The sequence below is a fragment of the Streptomyces pyxinicus genome (assembly GCF_024753135.1).
Taxonomy (GTDB): domain Bacteria; phylum Actinomycetota; class Actinomycetes; order Streptomycetales; family Streptomycetaceae; genus Streptomyces; species Streptomyces pyxinicus.
Genome location: NZ_JANUGP010000016.1, coordinates 65,435 through 82,679 on the forward strand (window position 1 = coordinate 65,435; position 17,245 = coordinate 82,679).

The 17,245-nt window shown below is 72.2% G+C and carries 14 protein-coding genes; 8 read left to right on the top strand and 6 right to left on the bottom strand.

Annotation, left to right across the window (positions count from 1 at the left end; all coding sequences use genetic code 11):
- Positions 1-118: 118 nt before the first annotated feature.
- The 8 genes from NX794_RS20990 to NX794_RS21025 all read left to right on the top strand — a co-directional run bounded on the left by NX794_RS20990 (position 119) and on the right by NX794_RS21025 (position 10,476).
- Entirely contained in the window at positions 119-250 is a 132-nt protein-coding gene (locus NX794_RS20990; RefSeq protein ID WP_258780161.1) for a hypothetical protein, read from the top strand.
- A 124-nt stretch (positions 251-374) separates the two neighbouring features.
- A complete protein-coding gene (locus NX794_RS20995) occupies positions 375-2,288 on the top strand; it encodes an ABC transporter ATP-binding protein (protein ID WP_258780256.1) in 1,914 nt (637 codons plus the stop codon).
- A gap of 67 nt (positions 2,289-2,355) precedes the next feature.
- Positions 2,356-4,590 (top strand): mannosyltransferase YkcB-related protein, encoded by a 2,235-nt coding sequence (locus NX794_RS21000; RefSeq protein WP_258780162.1) that lies wholly within the window; start codon positions 2,356-2,358, stop codon positions 4,588-4,590.
- 221 nt (positions 4,591-4,811) lie between these two features.
- Positions 4,812-5,699, top strand: a complete 888-nt coding sequence (locus NX794_RS21005; protein WP_258780163.1) for a polyphosphate polymerase domain-containing protein — start codon at positions 4,812-4,814, stop codon at positions 5,697-5,699.
- Positions 5,696-6,373: a DUF4956 domain-containing protein gene (locus NX794_RS21010; protein WP_258780164.1), complete on the top strand. Its 678-nt coding sequence runs from the start codon at positions 5,696-5,698 to the stop codon at positions 6,371-6,373. Before NX794_RS21005 ends, NX794_RS21010 begins: the two co-directional genes overlap by 4 nt.
- Entirely contained in the window at positions 6,373-8,004 is a 1,632-nt protein-coding gene (locus tag NX794_RS21015) for a CotH kinase family protein (RefSeq protein ID WP_258780165.1), read from the top strand. Before NX794_RS21010 ends, NX794_RS21015 begins: the two co-directional genes overlap by 1 nt.
- 163 nt (positions 8,005-8,167) lie before the next feature.
- Complete coding sequence (locus NX794_RS21020; RefSeq protein ID WP_258780258.1) at positions 8,168-8,902, top strand: response regulator transcription factor; 735 nt, start codon at positions 8,168-8,170, stop codon at positions 8,900-8,902.
- Positions 8,899-10,476, top strand: coding sequence for a sensor histidine kinase (locus NX794_RS21025; RefSeq protein WP_258780166.1), 1,578 nt, complete (start codon positions 8,899-8,901; stop codon positions 10,474-10,476). The genes NX794_RS21020 and NX794_RS21025 overlap by 4 nt, the downstream gene beginning before the upstream one ends.
- On the opposite strand, the gene NX794_RS21030 is transcribed toward NX794_RS21025, so the two are convergent.
- Genes NX794_RS21030 through NX794_RS21055 form a run of 6 tightly spaced genes read right to left on the bottom strand, consistent with a single transcriptional unit; the run spans position 10,446 to position 17,234 of the window.
- On the bottom strand, positions 10,446-10,796 hold the full coding sequence (locus NX794_RS21030) for a DUF190 domain-containing protein (protein WP_258780167.1): 351 nt from the start codon (positions 10,794-10,796) through the stop codon (positions 10,446-10,448). The two genes, NX794_RS21025 and NX794_RS21030, sit on opposite strands and share 31 nt — an antisense overlap.
- A gap of 42 nt (positions 10,797-10,838) precedes the next feature.
- Positions 10,839-11,300 carry a universal stress protein gene (locus NX794_RS21035; protein WP_258780168.1) on the bottom strand — a complete coding sequence of 154 codons (462 nt, stop codon included), beginning with the start codon at positions 11,298-11,300 and terminating at the stop codon, positions 10,839-10,841.
- A gap of 39 nt (positions 11,301-11,339) precedes the next feature.
- Entirely contained in the window at positions 11,340-13,421 is a 2,082-nt protein-coding gene (locus NX794_RS21040) for a proton-conducting transporter transmembrane domain-containing protein (protein ID WP_258780169.1), read from the bottom strand.
- Positions 13,418-14,242 (bottom strand): NADH-quinone oxidoreductase subunit B family protein, encoded by an 825-nt coding sequence (locus NX794_RS21045; protein WP_258780171.1) that lies wholly within the window; start codon positions 14,240-14,242, stop codon positions 13,418-13,420. The genes NX794_RS21040 and NX794_RS21045 overlap by 4 nt, the downstream gene beginning before the upstream one ends.
- A complete protein-coding gene (locus NX794_RS21050) occupies positions 14,242-15,768 on the bottom strand; it encodes a hydrogenase large subunit (protein ID WP_258780173.1) in 1,527 nt (508 codons plus the stop codon). Before NX794_RS21050 ends, NX794_RS21045 begins: the two co-directional genes overlap by 1 nt.
- Positions 15,765-17,234 carry a proton-conducting transporter transmembrane domain-containing protein gene (locus NX794_RS21055; RefSeq protein ID WP_258780175.1) on the bottom strand — a complete coding sequence of 490 codons (1,470 nt, stop codon included), beginning with the start codon at positions 17,232-17,234 and terminating at the stop codon, positions 15,765-15,767. The genes NX794_RS21050 and NX794_RS21055 overlap by 4 nt, the downstream gene beginning before the upstream one ends.
- Positions 17,235-17,245: the final 11 nt, after the last annotated feature.

The following is a 17,245-nucleotide window of genomic DNA, read 5'->3' on the forward strand; positions in this document are numbered from 1 at the left end:
CAGCGCTCCTTTGCCATTTTTGGCGCCGGACGGCACGACAGGCATGTAGCTTCTTAGGTGTCGGGTTCCGGACGCGGAATTCGAAGCCACCGAAAATGCGAAAAGCAAGGAGCCGAGAATGAGCTTCAAGAAGATTGCCCCGCTGCCGTCGAAGAACCACGGGAAGCACCTTCCGCCGCTGCCCCAGCCGAAGCCGAGGAAGCACGCCCCGAAGCCGCTTCCCAAGCCGGTGCACGGCGACAAGCACTGACCCGGCGGTGAACTGATGGGGGCCGACGGCATGCCGTCGGCCCCCTCTTTTCTTATCCGCTTCTCATCGAATTCCACCTCTGACGGACGACCGGAGGGTAGTTGTGGTGACCGTCGAAGAATTCATGACCGACGACGGCGCGGAAGTCGCGAACGAGACCCCCACCATTGCCGCCCGAACGGCCTTCCGTCGTTTCTGGCCGCTCACCAAGGGCCTGCGAAAGCCGCTGCTCGTCGTCTGGGTGTGCACGGTGCTCGCCGCACTCGCCGAGACGAAGGCCATCCTGCTGTTCGGCGACCTCACCGACCACGCCCTCCAGAAGGGCTCCCTGGCCGCGTTCTGGAGCCCGGCCGGCACCTGGCTCGGGGTCGCGGTCGCGGGTGCGATCGTCGCCTACCTGGGGAACTCGCTGGCGGCCTGGGTCACCGAGCGGTTCGTGCTGCGGCTGCGCGAGCACGTCTTCGACCACGTGCAGAAACTGCCGCCGCACTTCTTCCAGCGGCACCGCCAGGGCGACCTGCTCTCCCGGCTGACCAGCGACGTCGAAGCGATCGAGACGATGGTCGTGTCCGGGCTGGTCGGCGCCGCGTCGGCGGCCTTCTCCGCCCTCTTCTACGCGGCCGCCGCCTGCTGGCTGCGCTGGGACCTGGCCGCCGCCACCTTCGTCCTCGCGCCCCTGTTCTGGCTGGCGGCACGCCGGTTCTCCGGTTCCATCAAGGACGTCTCCCGCGCCGGCCGGGTCGCCGACGGCGCGATCACCTCCGTCGTGGCGGAGTCCCTCGACAACATCGTGCTCACCCAGGCCTACGACCGCCGGGACGCCGAACGCCGCCGGCTGCACCGGGAGGCCACCGCCTGGTTCCGCGCCTCCGTCCGCTCCGTCCGCCTGAACGAGGCCTACGAACAACTGGTCCAGGTCATCGAGACGGTGTGCGTGCTCGCGGTGATCGGTATCGGCGCCTGGGAGATCTCCACCGGCCGGATGACCCTCGGCCAGCTGCTGGCCTTCTCCGCCTTCCTCGGTTACCTCTATCCCCCGGTGCGCGGCCTCGCCCAGCTCGGGCTCACCGTCACGGCCGCCACGGCGGGGGCCGAACGGCTCATCGAGGTCCTGGACGCCCGGCCCTCCGTCACCGATCCGCCGCAGGACACCGGGACGGGCCGTCCGGACGGCCTCGTCGAGGTCCGTGACGTCGGCTTCCGCTATCCGGGGGCCGACCGGCCCGCCCTCGACGGCCTCTCCTTCTCGGCCCGCCCCGGCGAGCTGGTGATCGTCACCGGCCCGAGCGGCGCCGGCAAGTCGACGGTCGCCAAGCTCCTCCTGCGCTTCTACGACCCCGACGCCGGCGACATCCTGCTGGACGGTGCGCCCCTGCGCGACTTCCCGCTGGCCCGGCTGCGCGAGTACGTCACCCTGCTCCCGCAGGAGACCCTCGTCCTGCACGACACCGTCCGCGCCAACATCGCCTGCGGCCGCCCCGGCGCCAGTGACCGGGCCATCGAGGCGGCGGCCCGGGCAGCGGACGCCCACGACTTCATCGGCCGGCTCCCCGACGGCTACGACACGAGGATCGACCCGAGTTCCGCGCGCCTGTCCGGCGGTCAGCTCCAGCGCCTGGCCATCGCGCGGGCCATCCTGCGCGACTCCCCCGTCCTCGTCCTGGACGAGCCGACCACGGGCCTGGACGCGTCGGCCGCCCAGCGCGTGGTCCAGCCCCTGCGCCAGCTGATGGGCGGCCGGACCACCATCATGATCACGCATGACCTCGGCCTCGCTCCCGCCGCCGACCGCATCCTCGTCGTCGGCCAGGGCCGGATCGTGGAGACCGGCCGGCACGACGAACTCCTCGCGCGGGGCGGCCTGTATCACCGGCTGTACCGCGCCCAGGCCGACACGGCACCGGACCGGGCGGGCTTCGCGGCCCCGGCGGCGACGACCGGTGAGGCGTACCCGGTGCCCGGGCAGGAGACGCCCACGGTCGGCCTCTCCGCACCGGGGTACGGTTATCCCACGCCGTACGCGCCCGCCGCCCCCTGAGCGGTTTCACAGGGGGCACCCAGGCTCGGCACAGCGTCCGCTCACCTTCGCGTCGCACGATGCGGAAGTGACATCTGCCATCCGTTCCACCTCACCCGTGACCTCCGACTCGGCACCGCCGGCCCCACCCGGCGCGGCCCGGGACAAGGCCCCGCGCTGGGCACTGCCCGCCCTGCTCGCGATCCTCGTCCTGGCGACGGCGCTGTACGCCTGGAACCTCTCCGGCTCCGGCCTGAACAGCTTCTACAGCGCCGCCGTCTACAGCGGCACGAAGAGCTGGAAGGCCTGGTTCTTCGGCTCGCTGGACGCGGGCAACTTCATCACCGTCGACAAGCCGCCGTTCGCCCTGATGGTCATGGGATTGTTCTGCCGGGTCCTCGGTTTCGGCACCTGGCAGATGATGCTGCCGCAGATCCTCGCCGCGCTCGGCTCGATCTGGATCCTGCACGCCTCGGTGAAGCGCACCTTCGGGTACGTCGCGGCGACGCTCGCCGCGCTCGTCCTGGCCCTCACCCCGATCACGGTCGCCATCAACCGGGACAACAACCCGGACACGCTCCTGGTCCTGCTGATGGTCGCCGGCGCGGCCCTCGGACTGCGCGCGACCCGCGACGGGAAGCTGCTGCCGCTGCTCGGCTCGGCGGTCTGCTTCGGCCTCGCCTTCAACACCAAGATGCTCCAGGGCTGGATCGCCCTGCCCGCCGTGTTCGCCGTCTACCTGGTCGCGTCGCGGCTCGGCTGGAAGAAGAAGGCCGTCCACCTGGCGCTGGCCGCCGTCGCGCTGGCCGTCTCCAGCTTCTGGTGGACCACCGCGGTGTCCCTGGTGCCCGCCGACGAGCGGCCGTACATCGGCGGCTCCACCGACGGCAGCGCCTGGGACCTGATCACCGGGTACAACGGCCTCGGCCGGATCTTCGGCGGCGACGGCAACGGCGGAGGCGGCGGCACGCGCGGCGGCGGGGGTCCCGGCGGAGGCGGCGGCTTCGCGGGCACCCCGGGTCTCGGCCGGCTGTTCAACGACGTCCTCGGCGGCCAGATCTCCTGGCTCATCCCCTTCGCGGCGCTCTCCCTCGTCGTCGCGCTGATCCTGTGCGGGCGGGCTCCGCGCACCGACATCACGCGCGCGGGACTGATCCTGTGGGGCGGCTGGTCGGTCCTGCACTACGTCACCTTCGCCACGGCCAAGGGCACGATGCACCCGTACTACACGACCGCCCTGGCGCCGGGCCTCGCCGCGCTGACCGGCGCCGGCTGCGTCGCGCTGTGGCGTGTCTTCCGTGGCGGAACCGTCCGCTGGTCGTGGGTGCTGCCCGCCGGCATCGCGGTGACCGGTCTCTGGGCCGTCGTGCTGCTGCGCCGGGCGAGCGGCTGGAACACCTGGCTGTGGCCGGTCGTCGGGGTGGCCGCGGTCCTGGCGATCGTCGGCCTGTACGTCTTCCGCTCCACCCGCCGGCCGTGGCTGCTGGTCGCCTCCACGGCGGCGGCGATCGTGGCGGGCCTGGCCGGTCCCACGGCCTACGCGGTCTCCCCCGCGCTCAGTTCCTCGGACAACAGCGCCATGGGCGGCGTCAACCCGACGGCCGGCCCGTCCACCGGCGGCTTCGGATTCGGGGGCAAGGGCGGGATGAGCGGTGCCCCCGGCGGGAAGCTGCCCAGCGGCGCGCCCACGGGCGGCAGCGGTGAGATGCCCGGCGGGGGCCAGATGCCCGGCAACGACGAGATGCCCAACGGCGGTCAGATGCCGAACGGGGGCCAGATGCCGAACGGGGGCCAGATGCCGAACGGGGGCGAGATGCCCGGCGGCGGTCAGCTGCCGAACGGTGAGAAGGGCACGGGCGGCGGCTTCGGCGGCCGTGGTGGCGGCGGCTTCGCCGGCGGCCCGGGCGGTGCGGTGGACAGTGCGCTGGTCTCGTACCTGGAGAAGCACCAGGACGGCGCCAAGTGGCTGATCGCCGTCTCCAACTCGCAGTCGGCCGGCCAGCTGATCCTCAGCTCGGGCAAGCCCGTCATCTCGATGTTCGGCTTCATGGGCACCGACAAGGCCATGACGCTGGACAAGCTCAAGGACCTGGTGAAGCGCGGCGAGCTGCACTACGTCCAGGTCGGCGGCGGCATGGGCGCGATGGGCGGCGACGACAGCCTGAGCCGGCAGGTCACCCAGTGGGTGCAGAAGCACGGCACCGAGGTGAAGGAGAGCGCCTACGGCAAGAAGACGTCGTCCGGCTCGTCCGCCTCCTCGGGCTCCTCCGCCCGGCAGAACCAGTCGGCCGTCTACCGGCTGGACCCGTCGGACGTCGGCTGAGACACCGGCTGACCTGGTACGGCCCCAGCGCACCCGGTATGCGGGGCGCTGGGGCCGTCCCATGCCCGGGGATCCTGTCCGGCCGCAGCCGTCCACCCGTCGTTCACTTTTCAGCCTTCTCGAAGACTCCTGAAATCAACCCACGTTTCTCATGGGCTCCTCATGTGCCGTTGGTTGCGTAAGCGGGGCCGTCGGTCCGCAACGTACGTACAAGGAGGCGCATGGTGTTCCTGTCGAAGGCAGCCGCGGCGGGCGAGGAACCGCTGCATGTGGCCAGCCGGCTGCACGCGTTCAACCGGTTCGAGCTGAAGTACCTGGTCCCGGTCGAGCAAGCGGCCGAGATCCGCGACGAGCTGGCCGAGCGGATGGACCAGGACCTGCACAGCCCGGTCGGTGGCTACGGCGTGTGGAGCCTGTACTACGACACTCCTCAACTCCGGTTCTACTGGGAGAAGATCGAGGGTCTGAAGTTCCGCCGCAAGCTGCGCATCCGGCACTACGGCGATCTCGACGGAGTCACCGACGAGTCCCCGGTCTGCGTGGAGATCAAGCAGCGCGTCAACCGGGTCACGCAGAAGCGCCGCATCACCCTCCCCTACGGCGTGGCACGCCAGTTGTGCGACGGCCGGGAGATGGTGGACCACTCGCCGAAGGAGAGCGCCTTCGTCCAGGAGGTCCTCGAACTCGTCGTACGGCTCAACCTCCAGCCGACCGCCATCACCGGCTACCAGCGTGAGGCGCTGGTGGGCCGGGACGCCGACACCGGGCTGCGGGTCACCTTCGACCGCCGTATCCGCGGCCGGGACCGGGACTTCCACTTCGGCACCGCGACGACGGAGAACCGGTTCACGATCCCGCCGCACCTGTCGGTGATGGAGATCAAGGTCAACGAGCGCACCCCGCACTGGATCACCGATCTGGCCGCGCGCCGCAACCTCAACCTCATCCGGGTCTCCAAGTACGTGCAGTCCATCGAGGCGTTCGGTCTGGCACCCCGCTCGGTCTTCCACATCAACGAGGCGGACCACCCGCCTCTCACCCCCACAAGAGAACAGATGCCGCAGCAGCGGTCGGCGCAGGACGCGTCGTTGAAGGTAGGAGCACAGTGAACTTCGATCTACAGGAACTCAGCGGCACGTTCAGCGTGGCCGATGTCGTGGCGGCGATGGCGCTCTCGTTCATCCTGTCCACGCTGATCGGGTACGTCTACCGGTACACGCACCGCAACGTCTCCTACAGCCAGTCCTACGTCCAGACGCTGGTCATCGTCGGCATGATCGTCGCGCTGATCATGCTGGTCGTCGGCTCGAACCTGGCGCGCGCGTTCTCGCTGGTCGGGGCCCTGTCCGTGGTCCGCTTCCGCAACGCGGTCAAGGAGACCAGGGACGTCGGCTTCATCTTCCTCGCCATGTCGATCGGCATGGCCTGCGGCGCCCGGTTCTACACGCTGGCCGCGGTGGGCGCCGTCGTCATCTGCGCCGTCATCCTGGTCATGCACAAGTTCAACTGGTTCGCGCTGAACGTGCAGCGCCAGGTGGTCAAGGTCCAGGTGCCGGCCGGCGACGACTACACGCCGCAGATCCGTGACGTGCTGATCAAGTACACCACCGAGTTCGAGCTGGTCAGCACCGAGACCATACGCGGCGGCGCGCTCAGCGAGATCTTCTACACCGTCCGGCTGAAGAAGGGCGCCGAGCCCGGCGATCTGGTCAGTGCCCTGCAGGAACGCACCTCCGGCCAGCGGGTGACAGTGCTGACCGGTTACGACACGACGGACCTGTGATGAGCGGCGAGGCCAGCGTGCGGCGCGAACGGCGACTGCGGGACCGGGTGCCCGTCCGCCTGCGCCATCACTGGAAGCCGGCCGCCTCGCTGGGTGTCGGGCTCGCCGCGATGGTCTACTTCCTCGGCGACGCGCGGATCTCCCCGTACGTCACGTCGTCCTCACGCGTCGAGGCGGACGCCATCACCGACGACGTCCAGGGCTCGGTGGGCCTGTACGACACCTCGGTGTCGCACTCGGTCCAGCTCACCTACCAGCAGACCGACTTCGACAAGATGATGAAGGAGTTCAAGGAGGACGGCACCAAGGACTACATCGAGGCAGACCTCACCATCGACGGCGTCTACCTCAACGACGTCGGCATCCGGCTCAAGGGAAACTCCACCCTGTCGTCCCTGCGCGGCAACAAGGGCATGCCCGGCGGTGGCCGGGGGCGGCCCGGGGGCGCGCAGGGTGCTCCGGCCGGTGGCGGAGGCGGGGACCGCCAGGGCGGGATGGGAGGCATGGGCGGCATGGTGCAGTACGACCTGTCCGCGCGGAAGCCCGAGGAACTGCCCTGGCTGGTCAAGGTCGACGAGTATGTCGAGGGCCGCGCCTACCAGGGCGAGCGGGAGATCTCGCTGCGCCCCGGCAGCAACGGCCAGGTCCCCGTCAACGAGGCGCTGTCGCTGGCGCTGACCAAGGACAGCGGGCAGAAGGCCGAGCGGTACGCCTTCACCGAGGTGAAGATCAACAACCGGCCCGCCGCCACCCGCCTCATGGTCGAGGCTCCGGACACCGACTACGCCGACGACGTGGCCGACGGCAACGGCGTGCTCTACAAGGCCAAGGCGAGCGGCGGCTTCGAGTACCACGGCAACGACCCCACCGAGTACGAGAGTTCCTTCAAGCAGCTCAACAAGAAGGGCAGCCAGGACCTCGAACCGGTCATGAAGCTCATCAAGTGGGTCAACAGCGCCTCGGACGAGGAGTTCGCGCGCGACCTCGACAAATACGTCGACGTCGACTCGCTCGCCGCCTATCTCGCCGCGCAGAACCTGCTGCTGAACTTCGACGACATGGCGGGCCCGGGCAAGAACTACCTGCTCTGGTACGACCTGGGCACCAAGAAGTTCTCCGTCCTGGGCTGGGACTACAACCTCACCTTCAGCGGGGACGCGACCGCCGGTCCCGAGGACTCGATCAGCATGGGCGGTGGCGTGCCCGGTGGTGGTGCCGCGGCGTCGGGCGCTTCCCAGGGGAAGCCCGGCGCGCTGCCGAGCGGAGCACCGGAGGGAATGCCTGAGGGCATGCCCTCGGGGATGCCGGAAGGAATGCCCGGCGGGGCGGCCGGCGGTGGTCAGGGCGGCGGGACCGCGAAGGGCGGCCAGGGCGGCTTCATGCAGCACCCCCTGAAGACCAGGTTCCTCGACTCCGACGCCTTCGACGGTGTCTACAAGAAGGCGTACCGCGAGCTGTACCAGAAGTTCTACGGCTCGGGCACGGCGTCCGAGAAGCTCAAGGACGTCGCGGCGCAGGCGCGCTCCGCCGGTGCCGGCTCCAGGGAACTGGACACAGCCGTGACCAAGCTCCAGAAGACCGTCACGGAGCGTGCCAAGGCCCTGGCCGAGGACAAGGAGGTGACCGGCTGACAGTTCCGACGGAATGTCGGGACGCAGCCATGGCGACCCTGTACACGGCTTTTGTGTACAGGGTCACCGCCTCTCATCGCGCCGCACGACCAGGATCCGTCCCGCTGCGGCTCCACCTGCCCGTACTCCGAGGTGCCAGAACGTGAACGACCCGCAAACCCCCATGCGTACGCCCGGCGCCGGGCACACCGTCCTGGTCGTGGAGGACGACGCCAGCATCCGCGCCCTGCTCACCTCGGCGCTCAGCGCAGCCGGTTACGCGGTGGCGAGCGCCTCCAGTGGGCAGGAGGCCATGTTCGAGGCCGGCAGCCGCAAGCCCGACCTGATCGTCCTCGACGTCATGCTTCCCGACACCGACGGCTTCCGGCTCACCCGCGACCTGCGCGCCCAGGGCGTCTACACACCGGTGCTGTTCCTCACCGCGCGGACCGGTGTCGAGGACCGCATCATCGGCCTGAGTTCCGGCGGCGACGACTACGTCACCAAGCCGTTCCACGTCCAGGAGGTGCTGCTGCGCGTCCGCGCCATCCTGCGCCGCAGCGCCGCGTCCGGCACCGCCCCCGGCGGCTTCCGCCCGCCCTTGCGGTACGCCGACGTCACCCTCGACGAGAGCACCCGCGAGGTCCAGCGGGCGGGCCGCCCCGTCAAGCTGTCGCCCACCGAGTTCCGGCTCCTGGCCTGCCTGCTGGCGCAGCCCGAGCGGGTGCTGGAGAAGCCGGAGATCCTCCAGCAGGTCTGGCGGTACGACTTCTCCGGTGACACCCGGATCGTGGACACCTACGTCAAGAACCTGCGCCGGAAGATCGACCGCGACGCGCCGTCGCTGATCCACACGGTGCGCGGCGTCGGCTACTGCCTGCGGCTGCCGCGCGAGGAGACGGACCCGGTGACCCGGTGAGGCGGCCGCGCCTGCCCCGCCCGCACTCCCTGCGCGGACGGCTGGTCCTGATCGCCGGGCTCCTCGCCACCAGCGCCGTCCTGCTGTGCCAGCTGGCGGGCCTGGCCGTGCTGCGCGGCTGGCTCACCGACCAGGTGGACGACCGGCTCTCCCACTTCCGGCCGCCGGACCGCGTCTACCAGGACCTCGCCGACGGCGGCACGGCGGGGCTGCCGACGTCCGACAGCGCGCTGCCCTCGGACTACCGCGTCTTCTTCTACGACGGGAGCGGGCGCCGGCTGCGCACCTCCCTGGGCGGCGGTACGGGTGCCGGGCCCCGGCTGCCCGAGCGGGCCGCCGATCTGAAGGTGACGGGCACGCCGAGCACCGTTGCGGCCGAGGGGGGCGCCGGCGGGTCCGGCTGGCGGGCGGTCTCCTACTCCGGCCCCGACCGCATGCGCACCGTCGTCGCCCTGCCCCTGGACACCGTGGACGGCGCCACCACCAAGCTGCTCTGGGTGAGCCTCGGCCTGGGTGCCGCCGTCGCCGTCGGGGTCGTCGTCCTGGGCAACGGGGCCGTCCGGCTGGGCCTGCGCCCGCTCACCCGCGTCGAGCGCACGGCCCAGCACATCACGGAAGGCGCCCTGGAGCTCAACGTCCCCGTGGAGGACCCGGACACCGAGGTCGGCCGCCTCGGGCTGGCCCTGAACACCATGCTGGACCGCCTCCGTACCGCCCTGCACCGTACCGAGACCTCGGAGCAGCGGCTGCGCCGGTTCCTCGCGGACGCCGGGCACGAACTGCGCACTCCGCTCACCGCCGTCCAGGGCTTCGCGGAACTCCTCATCGAGGAACCGGGGATGCCGGGGCGGCGGCGCCGGGAGGCGCATGCCCTGATCGCCCACAACGCCGACCGGATGAGCCGCCTGGTGGACGACCTGTTCCTCCTCGCGAAGCTGGGCGAAGGCGACGGCGACACCCGCGTCGCGCACCGGGAACCCGTCGATCTCCTCTCGCTGGCGGCCGACGCCATCGCCACGACGGCGATACGTCACCCCCGGCACGCCATCACTCTCGAACCCCTCGCCGCCCATCCCTCCGGGCCCGAACGTGACCTGGACGTCATCGAGGCCCCGGGCGATCCCCACCAGCTCGCCCAGGTGCTGGGCAACCTGCTCGCCAACGCCTGCGCCCATACGCCCGCCGGCACCCGGGTCCGCGTCCGCGTCGGCGCCACCCGTGCCACGGCGGGCCGGCGGCTCGGCAGCGGTCCGCCGCTGCCCTCGGGTACGCCCGTCTGTGTCATCGAGGTCGCCGACGACGGCCCCGGCATCCAGCCCGACGAGGCCCCGCACGTCTTCGACCGCTTCTACCGGGCGACACCGCTCGACCCGCCCGCCGAACCGGGCTCGGGTCTCGGGCTCGCCATCGCCGCCGCGATCGCCGCCGCCCACGGCGGACGTCTCGAACTGGACAACCGCCCCGGCGAGGGCTGCGCCTTCCGCCTGGTGCTGCCCGACCCCGCCATCGCGCCGGACGACGACGCCGTGGCCGCTCGGCACCGTCAGGTGCCGGGCTGGTCGTCGGCCACGTAGCGGACGAGTTCGCAGGTCTCGATGATGGCCGCCCCCTCGGTGATGACCTCCTCCAGCCGGGGCAGGAAGGCCCGTACGTGTTCCTCCGAGTCGGCGAAGACGACCGCCACCGGCAGGTCCTCGCTCAGGGACAGCAGGCGCTGGGTGTGGATGCGGGAGTGGGCGCCGTAGCCCTCGACACCGCGGAAGACGCTCGCCCCGGCGATGCCCGCCTGGTGGGCGAGGTGCACGATCTCGGCGGCCAGGGGCCGGTGGTGCGCGGTGTCGCTCTCGCCGACGAAGACGGTGACCTTGAGTCCGGGCCGGGTGCGGGTGCTCATGGGTGAGGCTCCGTTCAGGGGTGCTGTGGTGTGGTGGGTGTCTCAGGCGCGGTCGCGGCCCGAGGAGGCGGTGGGGACGACGAGTACGGGGACGGTGGCCTGGTCGGCCACCTGCCGTGCCACGGGGCCCAGGGGCCCTGACCGGAGGTGGCTGTCCTCGCCGTGCCGGCCGAGGACGATGAGGTCGCAGCCGTGTTCCGCGGCGCTCGCGGTGAGGTCGGACGCGATGTCCTGGCTCTCGCCCCATTCGAGGCGGACACGGGAGCCGGAGGCGGGCAGCGTCTGCCGGGCCTGGTCGAACCGGTCCTGGGACCAGCTCCGTTGGGCGCTGAGGTCCCGGCTCTGCTCGCCGCCCGTCTCGGCGTGTTCGGAGGGGACGAGGACGGCGCGGACGATGACGGTGCCGCCGTCCTGGGCCATGGCGGACGCGGTCGCGAGGGCCACACGGGCGCCCGGTGAGGCGTCCCAGCCGACGAGGATCCGGTGGAACGGGGATGCGGTCATGGCAGCTTCTCCTCGGGGGTCCGGTCCGCCGTCGGCGGTTCACGACAGGGCGGCCACCAGGGCCAGGACGGCGACCAGCACGATCAGCATGTAGGTGAGGTAGGCGTCGAGACGGCCGGACTGGAGCCGTTTGGCCAGGGAGACGGCGGCGCGCAGGGGGCCGAAGAGCGGCCGGTACAAGTAGGCCTCGACGACTTCGACCACGTCGGAGGCGTAGTCGAGGGTGCCGCCGGTCGCGGCCGTCGGCACCGGCCGGTCCCGGGCCGGCCCGGGTGGAGGGCCGGTGGCGGTGCCGGTCTCGCCGCTTGAGACCGGGGTGGCCCGGGTCCGGGTGCGCAGGACGGCGCCCAGGACCCGGCGGGTGGGGTTGGCGTAGCCGAAGGGCGTGTACTGGTCGTCGCCGTGCACGCCGCCGCTCGCCGAGCGCCAGGCCGGGACGCGCCGCACGTGCAGGGCCCGGCCCCGTGAGGCCGCGACCAGCAGGGCGCAGACGGCCGCGAGCAGCGTGGGCATCACGACCCAGAGCCAGCCGGGAGAGAGGCTGGAGAACTCCGCGAAGACAGGTTGGACGACCCAGGGCGAGGCCAGCGCGCCGGCGCTGACGTGCCGGGGCACCAGAGGGGTCAGGCCGGTGCCGATCACCCGGAGCTGAAGCGGGGTCAGGGCGGCCGTGGCCAGACCGCCCAGGGCGAGGACGGCCACGCCCACGCGTCCGGCCGTGCCCAGGTCGGCCCGGCGCCCGGCACGGTGTGGCGTGTCCTCTCTCCGGGGCCCGAGGACGACCATGCCGACGATCCGGACGAAGGTGACGGAGGCGAAACCGGCGGTGAGCGCGATGAGGGCGCCGGCCGCGGCGAGGGCGAGGCCGTAGGGGAAGGCGGTGAGCCGGAACTGCTGCATCAGGCTCTCCAGCAGGAACCACTCGGAGACGAAGCCCGCGGTCGGCGGCAGCCCGGCGAGGGTGACGGCGCCGACGGCCACCGCGGTGGCGGCCCAGGGCAGCCGGCGTGCGGTGCCGCGCAGCCGTTCGAGGTCACCGGTGCCGGCGTCGGCTTCGAGGGCCGCGGACCCGGCGAAGAGCAGGGTCTTGGCGATCGCGTGGGTGACGGTCTGGAGGGTGCCGGCGACGAGTCCTACGGCGGTGAGGGCGTCGCTGTGCGTGAGGGTGCCGATCAGCGCGACGGCGTAGCCGGTACAGATCAGTCCGGCGTTCTCGACGCTGGAGTAGGCGATGACCCGTTCCAGGCGGTTCTGTACGGCGGCGTGGGCGATGCCGAGGAACGCGGTGAAGGCGGCCAGCAGGAGCAGGGTGACCGCGAGCCAGGCGGGCGGTGGCCCCAGGACGTCCAGGGTGCGCCAGAGGCCGTAGAAGCCGGCGTTGACGGCGACACCGGCCATGACGGGCCGCAGTCCGGCGGGTGCGGCGGCGTAGCCGCGGGGCAGCCAGACCTGTACGGGGGCCAGGCCGATCTTGATGGCGAAGGCGAGGACGAGCAGGGCCCAGGCCGCCGAGCGCGCGGTGCCGGCGGGCAGCTGCGCGAAGCCGGCGAGGGCGAAGCCGCCGGTGTGGGCCGCGGGCAGGAGGAGGCCGAGCAGGAGGGCCGCGCCGGAGACCTTGCCGAAGCCGAAGGTGGCCACGGCCGGTCCGACGCGGCGCCGCTCGACGGCCGTCAGCAGATAGAAGCCGATGGTGATGCCTTCCCAGGCCAGCAGGAACAGGAAGGCGTTGTCCGCGCTCTCCACCACCGCGACCGAGGCGAGCACCAGGGCGCAGGAGGCGCCGGGGCCGCGGCTCGTGACGCGTCCCGGTGCCCAGCCCGCCGCGGTCAGACAGGCGGCCACGGCGACGGCGAAGGTCAGCAGCCAGAACAGGCCGGACAGCTGGTCGACGCGCAGGTGGGCGGTGCCGAAACCGAGCCAGTCGCCGAAACTCACCTGCGGTACGGGGGACGGCTCGCGCAGGGCGGTGGCGCTGACGGCGGCCAGGCAGCCGCTGCCCGCCGCGCACAGCAGGTAGGGCGCGGGACGCAGGCGGGCCGGCAGCACGGACAGCGGTACGCAGACGTCGAGCAGCGCGGCGGCGCCGAACAGCAGCAGGCCGGCCAGGATCAGGGCGGTCACCGTGGGACCTCCGTACCGTCGGCCCCGGCAGCCGCCGGGGGTTCGGGGGCTCGCGCGGTGAGCCGTCCGGTGGCCAGCAGCAGCGCCTGGAGCAGCGAGAACGGGCTGGGCGGTGAGCCCGGCACCCAGATGTCCACGTCGAGAAGACCGCCGATGCCCGCGTGCGTCGCGTAGGTGTCGGCCCACATGCCGCCGCCGCACGCGTCGGTGCCGGCGGCGATGACGACGACGGGGCGCGCGGTCGCCTCGTAGGTGCGGCGCAGGGGTGCGGCCATGCCGCGTGCGCCGGCTCCGGTCACGATCAGCACGTCGGCGTGGCGGGGGCTGGCCGTCATGAACAGGCCCAGACGATGGATGTCGTACACCGGATTGGTCAGCGCGTTGATCTCCCATTCCTCGCTGCCGTCGGATCCGGCGTCCACGTGCCGGATGTGCAGGGAGCGGCGGAAGCGGGCGGTGCGGGCGGCCAGTTGGGCGCGGACCTCGTCGAGGGGCGGCTCGTCCTGCGGTGCCCGCGGGACCACGAGCGCGCCGCGGGTGACGGCGGCCGTCTCGGTGCCGGACGCCTCGGCGAACACGTCGGGGCGGGCGCGGGTGCAGCGCCGGCACAGGATGCAGCGCCCGCGGTCGAGGCGGGCCGTGCCGTCGGCGGCGGTGAGGGCGCCGGTGGGGCACAGCGCGGTGACCTCGTCGGGGGTGACGCGGGGTGCGGTGGGGCGTACCGTCACGGCGGCCGGGAAGTCCCGGGCGTACGGGTCGGGCTTGTCGGGGTAGCGGGTGGTGAGGATTCCTTCGCGCAGGCCGCGGGTGAACCAGGGCATCACAGGGACACCCCCGCGATCGACAGTCCGAAGCTCGCCTCGATGAAGGGGAAGTCGGTGAGGATGTCACCGGCGAACACCTCGTGGAACAGCACGAGGTTGTGGAAGGAGGCGGAGCGCGGCACACACCGGGCGACCCGCCCCCGCTCCATCCGCAGCAGGTACAGGGTCTCGCCCTGCGGCGCCTCGGCGCTGCCCACCCCGTGGCCGGTGAGGTCGTCCGGCACCGGTGTGCGCAGGGGCGCGTCGCCGTCCAGGGCCCGGAGTTCCGCGACGGTCTGGCGCAACAGGTGGAAGGACTGGGTGACTTCGCCCTCGCGTACCAGGGTGCGGGCCATCACGTCGCCTTCGGCCTCTTCGGGCGGCGCGCCGAGACCCAGCGACGGGTAGGCGTCGTAGGGGCGTTCGTAGCGGACGTCGGCGCCGGCGCCGGAGGCCCTGCCGAGGGGGCCGAGGGCGCCGTGCGCCCGGGCGATGCCGGGGGCGAGCGGACCGGTGCCGCGCAGCCGGTCGAGGAACGAGGGGCTGTTCATGGCGGCGCGCCAGTCGGAGGCGATCGCGGTACGCAGGGCGGCGAGTTCGCCGTCCAGCGCGGCCGGTGCGAGACGTGGCAGGCCCCGCACCCCGCCGGGGACCACGACGCCGCGGCCGTAGCGGCTGCCGCACAGCCGTCCGGTCAGTCTCAGCAGGCGTTCCTTGTGCAGGGCGAAGCGGGCGGTGGCCACGGCGAGCCCGGCGGCGTCGGTGAGCTTGACCATGACGTCGAGGTGGTTGGCGACGCGTTCCAGTTCGGCGTACAGGACCCGGACCAGACCCGCCGCCCACGGGACGGCCAGCTCCGCGCACTGCTCGACGGCGTGGCCGAAGGCGAGGGCGTGCGCGACGGAGGCGATGCCCTCGACCCGTTCGGCGGCCAGGACGCCGTCCTCGGGTGTGAGGTGCTCGAACCGCTTGGAGACGCCGCGGTGTTTGTGGAAGACGCGGATCTGGACGCGGGGGATGTCCTCGCCCGCGGTCTCCACCAGGTATTCGACGGACTCCACGACACCGGAGCGGACCGGGCCGTGCGGGATGGTGAACACGCCGGGCCCGGTGACCGCGCGCGGGATGGCGGCCTCGTCCGGCACGAGCGGCTCGGGCCGGCGGGCGGTGCCGGGCAGCGGGATCCGGCCGGGGTCCTGAAGGGGCAGCATCAGCGGGTCGAGCCGGGGATGGCCTTCGGGGACGACACCGAACAGGTCGTGCAGCACCCGTTCGTACCAGAACGCGGCCGGCAGCTCCGGGCTCAGCGACGGGTACGACAGCCCGTCCTGGGGCAGGGCGGTCTCCAGGACGAGGGGATCGTGGCCGTCCGGGCGGAAGAGGACGGCGAGCAGACGCACCTCTCCCCCACGTCCCCCGGTGCCGAACAGGCCCGCGAACCTGGCCTGGTGGGGCTCGTCGCCGGACGTGTGCCGGCGCAGGGCGCGCCGCCAGGCGGTGGGGCTCAGGAGGCGGGGTGCCGTGGCCGGCTGGGCCGCTGTCATGACCGGTCTCCGAGTTCGGTGGCCCCTCGCATGAGCAGGTGGGCCAGGTCGGTGGGCGGATGGAGTCCGAGGACGAGCAGGGCGAGCAGGCCCGCGACCACCGGCACCACCATCCACACGCTGGGTTCGCCCGGCTCGCGCAGTCCCGCCCCGCTCGCGGGCGCCGGGGTGAGGACGACGCGGGTGGCCGCGAGCGCGAGCCCGAGGAAGGCCAGGGTCACCAGGACGACGAGGACGGCGGCCGGGCCGTACTGTCCCGAGTCCAGTCCCCCGGCGACGATCTGGAACTCGCTGCGGAAGATCCCGAACGGCGGCAGCGCGGACAGGGCGAGGATCGCGGCCAGGAACATCGGACCCGACCAGGGCAGCACCTGCGCGGCGCCGCGCAGCCGGTGGATCTCCTTGGTGCGGTAGGCCCGCACCAGCGCGCCCGCGCCCATGAAGGCGTTGCCCTTGGCGGCGGCGTGCGCGAGGACGTGCAGCAGGACTCCGGCGAGCGCGATCGGCGCGCCGAAGCCGACGCCGATCGCGAGGATGCCCATGTGCTCGACGCTGGAGTAGGCGAGCAGCCGTTTGATGTCGTGCTGGTCGAGCAGGTACAGGGCGGCCAGCAGCAGGGAGGCGATGCCGAACACCAGCAGCACGGTGCGCGGGAACGTCGGGCCGAGCGTGGTGGCGGCGATCTGGTAGTAGCGCAGGACGGCGTAGAAGCTGACGGCGAGCAGGGAACCGGACAGCATGGCGGAGACGGGGGTGGGGGCCTCCGCGTGGGCGTCGGGCAGCCAGGTGTGCACCGGGACCAGGCCGGCCTTGGTGCCGAAGCCGAGCACGGCCAGCACGAAGGACAGCCGTACCGCCGTGGGCGGCAGGTGCGCCGCCGCCTTCATCAGCGGGTCGAAGGCCAGGTCGTAGGTCTGGCCGAGGGCCTGCGAGCCGGCGTAGTACATGAAGATGGTGGCCAGCAGGGCCACGCCCAGGCCGGCGGAGGCCAGCAGGACGTACTTCCAGGCCGCCTCGGTGGCGCCCTCGGTGTTGTCCACGGCGACGAGCAGGGCGGAGACGACGGTGGTGACCTCCACCGCGACCCACAGCAGGGCCAGGCCGTCCACGAGCGGCGCGCACAGCATGGACCAGGCGAACAGGTTGAAGCCGAGGTAGAAGCGGCGCGCGTAGCGGGGGAAGTCGCGGGCCCGCTCGTCGTGGCGGAGGTAGCCGATGCTGTGGGCGGCGCAGGCGGCGTAGACGAACGCGGTCGCCAGGACGAACACCGCGGACAGCGCGTCGGCCCGCAGGATGCCGGTGTGCAGGTCGCGGCGGCCGGCATGCGGTACGAGGGCGCAGGCGAGGGTGAAGGCGGCCAGGCCCGAGCCGACGGTCAGGTACTGCGTGACACGCACCGGGGCGGCCAGGGCGGCCGCCGCGGGGAGCAGCGGCAGCAGGGCCGGCAGGATCAGGACGACGGTCATGGCACCTCTCT

Excerpts from the sequence above, each read along its gene's own strand:
- NX794_RS20995 (WP_258780256.1), top strand. The coding sequence starts at position 375 with ATGACCGACGACGGCGCGGAAGTCGCGAACGAGACCCCCACCATTGCC.
- NX794_RS21055 (WP_258780175.1), bottom strand. The coding sequence starts at position 17,234 with ATGACCGTCGTCCTGATCCTGCCGGCCCTGCTGCCGCTGCTCCCCGCG.
- NX794_RS21030 (WP_258780167.1), bottom strand. The coding sequence starts at position 10,796 with ATGAGCACCCGCACCCGGCCCGGACTCAAGGTCACCGTCTTCGTCGGC.
- NX794_RS21015 (WP_258780165.1), top strand. The coding sequence starts at position 6,373 with ATGAGCGGCGAGGCCAGCGTGCGGCGCGAACGGCGACTGCGGGACCGG.
- NX794_RS20990 (WP_258780161.1), top strand. The coding sequence starts at position 119 with ATGAGCTTCAAGAAGATTGCCCCGCTGCCGTCGAAGAACCACGGGAAG.
- NX794_RS21035 (WP_258780168.1), bottom strand. The coding sequence starts at position 11,300 with ATGACCGCATCCCCGTTCCACCGGATCCTCGTCGGCTGGGACGCCTCA.
- NX794_RS21045 (WP_258780171.1), bottom strand. The coding sequence starts at position 14,242 with ATGCCCTGGTTCACCCGCGGCCTGCGCGAAGGAATCCTCACCACCCGC.
- NX794_RS21005 (WP_258780163.1), top strand. The coding sequence starts at position 4,812 with ATGGTGTTCCTGTCGAAGGCAGCCGCGGCGGGCGAGGAACCGCTGCAT.
- NX794_RS21050 (WP_258780173.1), bottom strand. The coding sequence starts at position 15,768 with ATGACAGCGGCCCAGCCGGCCACGGCACCCCGCCTCCTGAGCCCCACC.
- NX794_RS21020 (WP_258780258.1), top strand. The coding sequence starts at position 8,168 with ATGCGTACGCCCGGCGCCGGGCACACCGTCCTGGTCGTGGAGGACGAC.